The following is an 11,850-nucleotide window of genomic DNA, read 5'->3' as shown; positions in this document are numbered from 1 at the left end:
CGTTTTTGCCGTTCGCAGGGAGCGTCCGGTGGACGTCGAACCGAGCGGCGAATAGGGGAACTTCACGACTGGCCTGCGGCCCCGGGATTCACAGCCATGACCTCCCGGGACCGCCTTCACCGGCCGGTTCGCCAGGTGACACGGGTGCGGCCCGACCTGCGCCGAGGACGGAGAAGATGCTGATCAAGGCCGCAGACACGCGGTGCACGCGTCGTGTCGACTGCTCAACGCAGACAAGCAGGCCAAGGACACGCAGCCGTCAACACTGCTTGGCTGATCATGTGCGGCGGACGGCCACTGCTCCGACCCTGCGCGAGACGCAAGAGGGCCAGCCGCCTGGTCGGCGGTGCCCCCTTCGGCCGGGACAGAGCCGAAGGGGGCGAAGGCGGCGGGGGCCGCGTGCGGGGCCGTCGGCACCCGACGGCACACGGGCCGCCGCGGTCAGGCGGTGGCGAACTCGGGGGCGATGCGCTCCGCTGCGGCCGCCGCGTGGCGCCTGACAAGCTCCTCGTCCAGGTGGTCCAAGCCGAGCTCGGCCAAGAGCCGGTCGGCCTGCTGGCGGGCCAGCGCCCCCAGCGTGTGGGGCAGGCTCTGGACGTCGGCCAGCTGCCCGGACTCCTTCAGCTTCTGGGTGGCCTCCCAGGCGGCCGCGTAGCCTGCCTGCTCCTCGGTGACGAGACGGTCCAGAAGGGAGCCGCCGTAGATCACGGTGTGCGCGTCCTTGTACTGCGCGATGCTCTGGGACACGGTTTCTCCTCGCATAGGGCCAGACCGGGCTCTTGCGCACCGGCCGGTTACCACCCCAGACAAACCCGACCCGGCCGACCCGCGCCCGGCAGCGCCCCATGAACGGGTGGCCTGCAGGGGGCGGCACGCGGCTGAATCGGCTCCGCCACATCTGGAACCTCGCGAACCCGATCTTGACAGTGATGCCGAACGATGTCCCTGCGCTCCGGCGCTCCTTGTAGCTGCCCCCGCTGACCGGGCAGGAACAGCGTGACGCCAGTCGGGAGGTTCATCATCATGACTGCGCGCACGGCGGCAACGCGCGCCTGCACCACATCCCTTGCCCGTCGTGCCACTTACCAGCGCTCAGGCGTCAGTCCGATGAGCGAGACAGCCGATGAGGGTGAACCAGCTGTTCTTGTTCCGAGGTTGCCTGCTCCGTCCGGGATGGCGGTGAGGGCGGGAACAGGAAGTCCTCCAGAGCGGTCAGCGCGAACATCATGAGGAGCACGATCTCCGGGGCGAGCAGAGCTATCACGATCACGACGCCTCCCCGCACAGCAGCGATCACAACTGTTGCTCGGCGGCAACCTGGTCACGCTCACCGTGCGACCGAACGGGCTACCCCGCACGCCGGGGACGGAGCCCGTGTAGGCCGATCGGGTGACGTCCTGTTCGTACGGATGCGCGACAGGGACGCGGCGGTGATCCTGGCGGAGCAGGGCCCCTTGCGGCCTGGGCGCCCCACGACAGTCGGGCGCCCAGCCCTCTCTGGCAGGCGTCACCTCGAAACGCCTCCCGCTCTTGGCTACAAAGCCAAGAAGGCTCGATCAGCACCGGGTCCAACGAAGGGCTGTCTCGCAAAGATCACGGGGTGGACCGGTCCCGCCGGCCGACCGGTGACGCGGCATGATGGCTGGCGTGAGCAACGATGTGGATCTGCATCCCGCACGGATACCCGGCTACCACCACGAGGGTCCGTTTGCGCAGCGCGCCGAGCTACTGGACGAGAAGCTGTTCTGGATGGGACACCTCTACTCCTGCTGCGGTTCGGGTGAAGCCGGGAGGCTGCTCTTCGGGCCCGGCTACGCGTGGGTGGACCATCGGGCCTATTGGCAGCGGCTGTGGCAGCGGGCCGACTGGCCCGCCTTCACCGTTCCGCTTGCCGCGGGTCACCGCCTCCATGTCGTCTACCGCACGGTTCCCGAAGAGGCGGGAGTCGACTATCTGGTGACCCATCCCAGCTGGGCTCGGGCCGAGCTGCTCGCACGGGACGACCGGCACTTCATGGGCCCTGGCCTGTCCTGGCCGGAGCTGGTCGCAGCCGCGGACAACGGCCTGCCCGGAGGCACCACCACGAACCCCCACACCCGCCTGCTGCTCCTGCTGCCCGCCTTCGGAGACGCAGCCGCACCTCACGAGGCCGTCGACCGCCTGGCTGCGGCCTTGTCCTCGCGCCTGAGCCTGCAAGACGTCGACTCGTTGGCCGAGGCGATGCTCGAAAAGCAGGGATTGGCCGGGCGGGTGCGCTGGGCAACTACCGAGGATGGCGGGCGGACCAACGACGGCAGGTACTCGTTTCGCAACCCCGACAACGACTTCGCCCTGCCGGGCGACCGTCTGGGCCGCGTGAGTGCCGCGCTGGCCCTTTGAGCGGTCCGGACGCGACCTGCCCTGGGAAGATCACGCCGTGGCTGGAGTGATCACGGCAGCGGAACCGTCATGGATACCCCCGTTCACCGGGCTACGCCCACGCGATTTCCGCAAGCTGATCACGATGTTGCGCCGAGAAGGCGCCGATCGGATGCGCCGAGGGCGTCCCTGGTCACTTCCACTGGAAGACCGGGTGCTCCTCGTCACAGCGTACTGGCGGACGAACCTGACACTGCGGCAGCTCGCCCCGCTGTTCGGCATTTCCAAGTCTGCTGCCGACAGAATCATCGACCACATCGGGCCTCTTCTGGCGCTCAAGCAGCGGCAACGCTTCCGCGCCGGCACGGTGCCCATCGTCGACGGCACGCTTGTACCCACCCGCGACCACAGCATCGCCGAGCAGTCCAAGAACTACAGGCACTCCAGGCGGCGCGCTATGGGCCACCAGCACCACCACAACCGCACGATGACCAAGCCCTGATCCCTGCCGTACGTAGCACGGGGCCGCGCACACCGCGGCCCCGTCAGCTTGGGATTTAACCCGTAGGAGCCTTGGGTGCGTGGCTCGCATACTGGTCCAATGAGCTCGATCTCCAAGCACCACCGGTTCCGGGACCCCCGGAGCACGAAGTACGACTTCCTCACGTCGGTTCTCGTGCGCTGTCCCGGCTGCGGAAAGATCGCGCACGTCGGTACAGCACCAGATCCGTCTGGAGTTCACGACCAGGGCCTCTTCGCATGCAGGCGTCTCGTGTGTCGGAGCTGCGGGAGGGCGAAGGAGTGGAGCCGTAGCGGTGTGGCCTTGCACCGGGACCGGCATGCGCCGGCCACAGACCCGTACTTCGATGTGCGGCTCTGGCTGCAGACCGAGACCCGGCACGGGTGGGTATGGGCCTACAACCTGGAACACCTGGACCTGATCAGACGATTCGTGCAGGCACCGCTGCGTGAAGGGATTCCCCGGCACGACCATGGCCGAAGGATGACCGTGGTGGCGCGCCTGCCCGCATGGATGCAACAGGCCAAGAACCGTGACGAGGTGCTGCGGGCCATCGCTCGCATCCACGCCTCACTGCTGCGCACCTGACCTTGCCTTTAGCCAGTTCGGCGCGGTTTTGTGCCGGCCTTGTGGTGGGTGGGGCGGCTGAATGCCTCGCCGGTGGCGAGGACTCTTCACCTCACCGTCTCCCGGCACGGCAGGCAGCACGGCCGCTCGACGAGACGCTGGACCGGCACGTCCGGACGACAGGGACAACGACGTCGCAGTCAAGGACGTGTACGCGGGTGAGGGCCGGTTGGGCCTGGGCTGAGGGCCTTGTCCGACTGCGATCCTGGCGGGGATCATGACCGCGTGCAGCACCGAGAGAACCTCCACGAACTACTCGCACGCGCCGGCCTCACGGTCGTCGAGGACGTGCGCCCGGGCAGCCTGTTCCCGCCGGAGGCCGGCTGGCGGATCGCGCGGGGGATCGCGGCGCCGGACAGCATGGCCCGCGAAGCGCTCGATGCCGCGTGGTGGCGCCGTCTTTGCGACGTCGACGGCGAGTTCCTGGTGGCCGTCCTCGGGCACCGGATCGGCGGCAACGACTCCTGGTGGACCCGGGTCCGGCACGCCGGGAGCGGCGTGCCGGAGTTGACCGGCGACCCCGGGTTCGTGGCACTCTCCCTCGACGGGCAGGTGCTGCTGGCGGAGGTGCCCTGTGCCGGCGGGCCCCGGGTGACGGCCCTCGACCGACTGCCGGAGCGGCTGGAGGAGGCCGCCGCGGCCGCCGGGCGCGAGACAGAGGCCGAGCGCGCCGAGGTATGGGCGGCGGTGCCCGGCCGACCTGCGTGGCCTTGGCACTGGGCGGAGGGGATCGGGTCCAATCCGGCCGCGACGGACGAACTGCTGATCCGGCTGCTGGATGTGGAGGAAGGCTTCCTGCACGGATGCGACCGGCCCGCCGTCCTCGACGCCGCCCTGGCGCACCCCGATCCGCGGGTGCGGTCAAGGCCCGCGGACACCTTCCGGCCCAAGCTCACCTCCGATCAGTGGGTACGCCTGGTCCGCGCCGAGCCGTCGCCCGATCGACGCGTGCTCTGGGCGGAGCGCGCCTGCATCTGGGGCGCCGAACTCCCCGAGGACCTGTACGACGACCTCCTCGCCGGCCCGTCCCGCGCGCGAGCCGCCGAACTCCCCGGACTCCCCGCACAGTACCTCCCTGGCCTCGCGGCCGACGCCGATCCCCGGGTGCGTGAGGCGGCCTGTGCCCGGTGGGAGGACCTCGCTGCGCCGCTGCGGCAGCGGCTGCTGGTCGACACCGACGACGCGGTGCGAACGGCTGCGCTGCTCGCCCACCACACCCGCGTACCCATGCCCCGCGAGGTTTTCGCCCACCTGCCCGACCCGCGGCGGGCGCTCGAACAGTGCCGCCTCGCCCCCGAACTGGAAGCGGAACTGGTCCAGGACGGGGACGCCGAGGTACGCCGGGCGCTGGCCGCCAACCCGGGCCTGGACGCGCACGCCGTCGCCGTGCTGGCAAATGACCCGCAGGACGACATCCGCTCCGCGGTGGCACTGCGCCCCGACCTCACCGAGGAGCAACGTGCCACGGTGCGCCACGACTTCGACCCGACGTCGATGTCGCACACCCTGCCCTGGGTCGAGGACCTGCACGGCGACACCGACGCGATGCGCCGTCTCGCCGCGTCGTCCCACCCGCTGGTCCGCCGCAGCGTGGCCCGAGCCCCGCACCTCCCGCCGGATGTCGTGGCCCGCCTGGCGCAGGACGAGGACCGGGTGGTCCGCCTGTTCCTCGCCGAATCGTGCGAGGACGCGCCCGCCGACACGCTCCTGGAGGTCTGGCGCTGGTGGGACGGCAGCTTCAGCCACCCCCACCGGCCCCACAGCCACCCCAACTTCCCCCGTACGGGCCTGCTGCGCTACACCACCGACCCCAGCGGGCGCATGCGCCGCCTGGCCCTGGACGATCCGGAGTCGACACCGGCCGACGTCGCACACCTGGCCCGGGATCCCGAAGCCGAGGTGCGCCACCGCGCGGCTGAAGACCCCCGGCTGTCACCGGCCGACGCGGTACGGCTGCTGAACGACCCGGAGGCCCACGTCCGCAGCACCGCGGTGCGCAATCCGCGGCTGCCGGCCCGCATCCTGGCCGGACTGCTGCACGACCGCGACACGGCATGCGCAGCGGTCACCAACCCGGCGATCCCGGTCCCCGTCCTGCACCGCATCCTCACCGCGGCCGCGGCAGCCGCGGCAGCCCCGCGCTCAACACCGACACCCCGCACGAAGACCGTACCGGCTCAACGCTGAACGCCCGTCTTCTTAGGCGGAGGTGTTGAGCATCTCGGTGAGCATGGTTCGTAGCGGATCGTGCGGTCATTGTCTTTGACCGTTCCGCGGATGTAGAGCGCGAAGGTACTGGTCCCGATCGGATTGCCGTTGTTGCGCATCCACACAGTGGTGACCTGAATGCCCGTACACACCGCGAAGCGTGACTTGATGTAGATGGCTGCATCCCCCGCCATGTGCGTCTTGCGCTCCTGCAGCGACATGGTGTGGGGCGGACCCGGATACGACACGGTTGGCCCAGTCGACAACCTCTGCGGCCGCGCGAGTGTGGGCGCGGGTGTCGCGGCCGGTGCTGTCGCCCGTGCGCCGTAGCCTGACGCCGGCCCGACCGTTTCCAGCGCCGTCCTGACGCCCGCCAGGCGACGCGTCTGATCCGCCAGGCGGTTACGCAGCTGTCGGTCATGGAGCTGCTTCAAGCTTGGCACTGGCGCACCGACGGGCAGCATGTACGTCTGCGCACGCGCCCCCTCCGCCGAACTGGCCGCAGCCCCGGGCGCGGACACCCCCGTCAACGCCCCCACGGTCAGCAGAACCGCCGCTCGGACTCCGACACGACGAAGCCATGGTCTTTCACTCAACGAATCCCCCGGTCATGCACGATGGCGAACCCTTTCGCCACCTGGTCGCCATCATCCCTATCGAACAAATGATCAATAGTGCGGTCGACACACCAGGACTGGGGAGATCACACCGCCACACTGGCCGAGACACAGTGCTGAGACCGGGGCCGGTTCGGATCAACAACCACCTGGTTATGACGGCGATCTCCGGCTCAGGTGGTCATGCGGGCACGCGCCGAACCACCACCTGGCCGAGCACCGTAGGCGCGGCGCTCATACTCGCGGTGGTGCCGGCGCTGTCCGGGTGCGGCGCTTTCGACAAGGGCGCACCCACGCCGGTCGCGACAGGCCCGGTGACAATCCCCTCCATGTTCGCGGCCGTCTACGCAACCCTCTCCGGAACATTCGCGGCCGCCACCGGCATCAGCTACACCATCTACCGCTCCCGCCGCAAAACTGACAAAGACGACTGACCAGCCATTCCCACGGCGACGGCGCACGCCGCCCATACCCCCAATGCCGGGACCTGCCAGGCTCCTACCCGCCGCCACGGCCAAGCAGCCAGCTGATGCCACCTATCAGCGGGCTTCATCATCGGTGCGCGGACGGACTGATCATGGGGGCCGGTGTGGAACCACTCTGCTGGGGGCACCGGAATGCTCAGGAGTGGGCCGAGGTGCGGGCCCGCACCGAAGGGTGTGGGAGGGCACATGGACGTGCTGGCCCGGCTGGACCGATACCAGCGGCGGCACCGGTGGGCGGGTATGCCGATCGCGGTCGTGTACAAGTTCTTCGACGACCAGGCCACCTACCTCGCCGCACTGCTGGCGTACTACGGCTTCGTCTCCCTCTTCCCGCTGCTGCTGTTCCTGGTGGCGATCCTCAGCGGCGCCCTGCACGGCAATCCTCAGCTCCAGCACACGATGCTGCACTCAGCACTCAGCGAATTCCCCGTGATCGGCGACCAGCTCGGCCAGAACATCCACTCCTTCCACGGCAGCGGCGCGGCCATCGCGGTCGGCATCAGCGGCAGCGTCTACGGCGCCCTCGGTATCGCCCAGGCGGTCCAGCACGCCCTGAACAAGATCTTCGCCGTGCCGCGGCACACCCGCCCCGACCCGCTGCGGTCACGGGCCAAGAGCCTGTACTTCCTGCTCCTGCTGGCCGCCGGCCTGTGCCTGACGACGGCCCTGTCCACCGCGGAAGGCGCCGCCCTCCTCTTCGGAACCCGCCTGGCAGTCGGCATCCGGATTGCCGTCGGTGTCGCGGGTGTCGGCCTCAACGCCGCCCTCCTGCTGCTGAGTTACCGGCTCATGACCCGGCGCGAACTGCCTGCGCGCAGCATGTACGGGCCGGCTTTGGGAGCCGCGTGTGCCTGGCAGGCACTGCAGTGGGGCGGCTCGTACTACGTCGGCCACGTGCTGCGGGGCGCCACGGCGACCTACGGAATGTTCGGCATCGTGCTGGGCCTGCTCGCCTGGATCTACCTCGCCGCCATCGTGTACCTCACCGCCGCCGAGATCATCGCCGTGCGCTGCCTTCGGCTGTGGCCGCGCAGCCTGGCCACCCCCTTCACCGACCACGTCCACCTCGCCACGGGCGACCTGCGCGCCTACCGCACCTATGCGACCACGGAGTCCTTCAAGGGCTTCGAGAAAATCTCCGTTCGCTTCGGCGAGCCTCCGCCGCCGGCCGTGGGCGACAAGGGGCCCCCGTGAACCGCCGGAAGGGATCACCGAGTACGTCGGTGGGCCTGGACGGCGGTACACGGCACGCCGCATGATCACATCTCATGACGGACGCTCAGGAGATAGTGGAACGGCAACTCGCCGCGTACAACGATCACGACATGGATGCCTTTGTCGCCACCTACGCCGACGACGTGCGCGTGCGTCTGCGTGATGGGACCTACCTGCGGGGGCCCGACGCTCTGCGGGAACGGTATGCAGCCCAGTTCGCCGAAGGGCGGTGCCAGGCGGAGATCGTCGGCAGGCTCACCGAGGGCGAGTGGGTGGTGGACCACGAGATCGCCCACGGACTGGGCGACGTTCCCCTTCGTGTCCTGGTCGCCTATCGCGTGCGCGCAGGGCTCATCGACCGCGTCAACTTCCTCGGCTGAACCAGCGCCCCGCGGATAGCAGACGAAGTGCGCCAACCCTTTCGCCATACGGCGACGATCCAGGTGGCGATCAGGTGCTCGAGCTGGTCGGCGGTCAGGACCGCGTCCGCGGACGGGTCGGCCCTGCGGTCGACCACGTCGGCGCCGGTGTAGCCGATCGGGTGTTCGAACAGCAGCTGCTGGATCACGCCGAAGGCCCGCTCGACGGCGGCCTTGTCGGTCGGCCGCAGCACCCGCGCAGGCAGGACATGGCAGCCGAGCACCCGCTCGACCTCGACGAGGGGGTGGTTGCGATAGACCGGTCCGTGGTCGGTGGTCGCTGTCTCCGGGGTGAAGAACGGCAGGCCGGCCACCGCGTGCCCGCCGAACTCGGCCACCACTGCGGCGGGCAGGCCAGGGTGGGGCCAAACCAGGTCCTCGTCCCAGTCCGCCCGTATCGGCAGCGGACCACACCCCGCCCCGGTGGACGTGGACGTCGGCCAACAGAAACGTGTCGAGGTCGTGGCGATCTCGGACGAAGTCCAGGGAAAGAGGCTGACCACCGGTCCATGAGAGACCGGCCCTGAGAGCCGAGCCCTGCGCCGTCAGTTCGCTGCGAGTTGCGCGGCGAGCGCGGAACTGAGCCAGGTGTTCACGGCGCCGAGAGTCGGGGCCGGGGTCAGCTCGCCCGCGAGCGCCCAGTAGCGGCGCATGGCGGGGTGGTCGCCCACCGCCAGGTCACGGCCGAGTTCGCGGCGGTAATCGGGAGTGTCGCGGCGGTCGTGCGCCCGGGCGTGGGCGGCGACGAAGCAGTCCAGGGCCTCGCCTTCGGCGGGGCCACGACCGGCGAGCAAGGCGGGCGCGGCAAGGTCGTAGGCCTCGCGCAGGCCGTCGTAGAGCATGTCCGGCCGTGGCGGCGAGGGCCGGTGCTCCGCCAGGCATGCGTCGTTCACGGCCACGGTCAGTTCGTGCAGCTGGGCGAAAGCCAGCACGTGTGCCGGCGAAGGTTGCTCCGGCAGCGGCGGCACCGCCGCCTCCACGATGGCGGCCACCAGCCGAGCGGGGAGCCGCGCCGGCAGCAGCCCACGCCAGTAGCGGGCCAGGGACTCCGTGCTGGGAGGTGTGCCGAGCGCGCCGACCAGACGCAGGAGCTCGGGACGCTCCACGGCAGCGGCCTCGTGCAGCAGCCGCAGTGCCGCCTCCCGCCAGCGCAGCGCGGCAAGCTGGGCGCCCAGACTGTCCAACTGCCGGGCCACGACGGCCTCGAGACCCTCGTCGAAGCCCTCCCCGGCCCCGCCCTCGGCCGTCTGCTCGGCGACGACACGGGCGATTTCCGGCAGCGACACGTCCAGCGCGCGCAGCGAGCGGATCAGCCGCAACCGCTCCAGCGCCTGCGGGGCGTAACGGCGGTGTCCGCCGCCGCTGCGGTCGGCCTCGGGCAGCAGGCCCTGCTCCGAGTAGAAACGCACTGCCTTCACGCTCACCCGGGCCCGCTCGGCGAGCTCGCCGATGCTCAGCAGGTTGTGCGGCAGCACCACTTGAACCTCCCGTTAGGGGAGTTCCTACCGTACCCGCATGCGAAGCGATCACGAGATTCAGACTGCGTTCATCCTGGCCTCCGGCCCGTTCACAGGCGGGCTGCTGTGGGACCGGGTGGGCGAGAAGCTGCGCGAGGCGGGCGCCGAGGTGCACGCCGCGACGCTGACCGGCATGGGCGGCGGTGCGGCGCCCGCAAGTGGTCAGGACGAGCGCGAGGTGGAGTTGGAGACCCACATCGCCGACGTGGTACGGCTGATCGACGGGGTCACCGCGCCGGAGGTGGTCCTCGTCGGGCACGACTACGCCATCCACCCCGTGCTCGGCGCGGCGCAGCGCCGCGTGGAGCGGGTGGCCCGGGTCATCTACCTGGACTCCGGGCTGCCGCAGGACGGCGACCTGCCACTTGCGCTGGTGCCCGACACGGACGTGCAGGCGCTGCTGCGCGAGCGGCCGGACGCGACCGTGCCGGCGCCTGCGCCCGACCAGTGGCGCAGGTGGGGCAACACGACCGGCCTGTCGCCGGCCGATCTGGAGCGGCTGTCGTCGCTCGCCGCGCCGCAGCCAGGCCGCACACTGACCGAGCCGCTGCGGCTGACCGGCGCGCTGAACGGCGTGCCGACCAGCGGCATCCTGTGCACGGCGGGCGGACTCACCATCGAGGCCGTGCAGCGGATGGTGACGTCAGGCATGCCGCAGTTCCAGACGCTCGCCGACCCGAACGTCGGCTTCTTCGAGCTGGAGACAGGCCACTGGCCGATGCTCTCCTGCCCTGACGAGTTGGCCACGACACTGTTGCGTGCCGCAGCCGGAGAGGGCCACCGGCTCAGTCCGACAAACAGCAGGCCGTTTCAGGGGCGTCCGTTCCTGCTCGACGTACCGGTGGCGGCACGGGAACGCACAGGGCGTCTGGACCTGCACCTGCCGGACTCGGCCGGCGACGGCGGCCGCCGTCCGGCGATCCTCTTCGTGCACGGCGGCCCGCTGCCGCGGGACATGGTGCCCGCGCCCCGGGACTGGCCGCTCTACGTCGGCTATGCCCGGCTTGCGGCGAGCCAGGGCGTGGTCGGCGCGGTTGTCGCCCACGGGCTCCACACGACGTCCGACTACCCGGCGGCTGCGGCAGACGTCGCAGAGGCGCTCCGAGTGCTGCGGGCAGATTCACGCGTCGACGCGGACCGGATCGCGCTGTGGACCTTCTCCGGCGGGGGCCTGCTGTTGTCCGACCATATGGCTGCTCCTCCGCCCTGGTTGCGCTGCGTCGCCGCCAGCTACCCAGTGCTGGCGCCGCTGGCGGGCTGGGTCGGTGTCGACCCGCGCTTCGCTCCGGCGGCGGTGCTGCCGAAGGCAAGCCGACTGCCAATCGTGCTGACCCGGGTGGGGCTTGAGGCGCCGGAGATCGCCGCGACGGTCGCCGCGTTCCTGGCGGCCGCGGACGAGTGCGGCGCGGCACTGGAGCTCGTGGACGTGCCGCACGCGATGCACGGCTTCGACGTGCACGACCCCACGGACGAGACCCGGGAGGCCGTGCGGCGCGCGCTGTCCGCTGTCCTCACGCATCTTCGCGCCTGACCGAACGCCCCTACTGCGTGATGGAGGTTGCCGCCTCGGCAGCAAGCGGGGACCCAGGGCCAGGGGGTAGCTGGCACCTTGGGGGATGTTGGACGGATTCGAAGACCGCGCAGGAGTTGGATGTTCGATCCGCAGGCTCATGCCGCCGAAGCGCTCCATCTGCTCGCGCAGAGCCGTGTCGTAGGCGAAGTCCGCCCAGGAAAAGACTGCCCGATCGGGGCGATCCTTCCAGATCAAGACCGTGCAGGTCTGCGCGAGTGACGGTCAGGCTTCCCCCCGTTCATGCGTACGGGAGCCACGCCGGGGAGACACGCGACCTCGTCCACCAACCTGCGCATCGTCCACGGCCGCGT

General features: G+C 70.2%; 10 protein-coding genes and 2 pseudogenes. 8 read left to right on the top strand and 4 right to left on the bottom strand.

The genetic code is table 11. The features are described 5' to 3' along the window. Positions 1-441: 441 nt before the first annotated feature. A complete protein-coding gene (locus ACFYZB_RS34120; protein ID WP_388765095.1) occupies positions 442-747 on the bottom strand; it encodes a DUF3759 domain-containing protein in 306 nt (101 codons plus the stop codon). 900 nt (positions 748-1,647) lie between these two features. Here ACFYZB_RS34120 and ACFYZB_RS34115 point away from each other — a divergent pair. The 4 genes and pseudogenes from ACFYZB_RS34115 (at position 1,648) to ACFYZB_RS34100 (ending at position 5,692) form a co-directional block, all read left to right on the top strand. Next, the gene (locus ACFYZB_RS34115) at positions 1,648-2,379 is read left to right on the top strand and encodes a hypothetical protein (RefSeq protein ID WP_388765094.1); all 732 of its coding nucleotides are present in this window, start codon (positions 1,648-1,650) and stop codon (positions 2,377-2,379) included. A 37-nt stretch (positions 2,380-2,416) separates the two neighbouring features. Continuing rightward, a pseudogene (locus tag ACFYZB_RS34110) lies at positions 2,417-2,803 on the top strand (transposase family protein); the annotation flags it as partial. Between the two features lie 156 nt (positions 2,804-2,959). Continuing rightward, positions 2,960-3,466 (top strand): hypothetical protein, encoded by a 507-nt coding sequence (locus tag ACFYZB_RS34105; RefSeq protein ID WP_388765092.1) that lies wholly within the window; start codon positions 2,960-2,962, stop codon positions 3,464-3,466. Between the two features lie 264 nt (positions 3,467-3,730). Next, positions 3,731-5,692 (top strand): hypothetical protein, encoded by a 1,962-nt coding sequence (locus ACFYZB_RS34100; protein WP_388765090.1) that lies wholly within the window; start codon positions 3,731-3,733, stop codon positions 5,690-5,692. Here the strand turns inward: ACFYZB_RS34100 and ACFYZB_RS34095 are convergent. Then, positions 5,683-5,934, bottom strand: coding sequence for a hypothetical protein (locus ACFYZB_RS34095; protein ID WP_388765089.1), 252 nt, complete (start codon positions 5,932-5,934; stop codon positions 5,683-5,685). The genes ACFYZB_RS34100 and ACFYZB_RS34095 overlap by 10 nt on opposite strands. A gap of 551 nt (positions 5,935-6,485) precedes the next feature. Between ACFYZB_RS34095 and ACFYZB_RS34090 the strand changes: the two genes are divergently transcribed. The 3 genes from ACFYZB_RS34090 (at position 6,486) to ACFYZB_RS34080 (ending at position 8,410) form a co-directional block, all read left to right on the top strand. Further along, positions 6,486-6,764: a hypothetical protein gene (locus ACFYZB_RS34090; RefSeq protein WP_388765087.1), complete on the top strand. Its 279-nt coding sequence runs from the start codon at positions 6,486-6,488 to the stop codon at positions 6,762-6,764. A gap of 237 nt (positions 6,765-7,001) precedes the next feature. Continuing rightward, positions 7,002-8,009, top strand: a complete 1,008-nt coding sequence (locus tag ACFYZB_RS34085) for a YihY/virulence factor BrkB family protein (RefSeq protein WP_388765085.1) — start codon at positions 7,002-7,004, stop codon at positions 8,007-8,009. A 74-nt stretch (positions 8,010-8,083) separates the two neighbouring features. Continuing rightward, positions 8,084-8,410 (top strand): nuclear transport factor 2 family protein, encoded by a 327-nt coding sequence (locus tag ACFYZB_RS34080; RefSeq protein WP_388765084.1) that lies wholly within the window; start codon positions 8,084-8,086, stop codon positions 8,408-8,410. A 38-nt stretch (positions 8,411-8,448) separates the two neighbouring features. Here the strand turns inward: ACFYZB_RS34080 and ACFYZB_RS34075 are convergent. Together ACFYZB_RS34075 and ACFYZB_RS34070 are read right to left on the bottom strand one after the other, a co-directional pair. After that, positions 8,449-8,856 (bottom strand): annotated as a pseudogene (locus ACFYZB_RS34075) (transposase); the annotation flags it as partial. Positions 8,857-8,994: 138 nt separating this feature from the next. Beyond that, positions 8,995-9,927, bottom strand: a complete 933-nt coding sequence (locus tag ACFYZB_RS34070; protein WP_388765082.1) for a MerR family transcriptional regulator — start codon at positions 9,925-9,927, stop codon at positions 8,995-8,997. 37 nt (positions 9,928-9,964) lie between these two features. Here ACFYZB_RS34070 and ACFYZB_RS34065 point away from each other — a divergent pair, with 37 nt between their 5' ends. After that, positions 9,965-11,497, top strand: a complete 1,533-nt coding sequence (locus tag ACFYZB_RS34065; protein WP_388765080.1) for an alpha/beta hydrolase — start codon at positions 9,965-9,967, stop codon at positions 11,495-11,497. Positions 11,498-11,850 lie beyond the last annotated feature (353 nt).

The organism is Streptomyces sp. NPDC001852, from assembly GCF_042891825.1.
Classification (GTDB): domain Bacteria; phylum Actinomycetota; class Actinomycetes; order Streptomycetales; family Streptomycetaceae; genus Streptomyces.
This window is presented reverse-complemented; position numbering and strand designations above follow the sequence as displayed.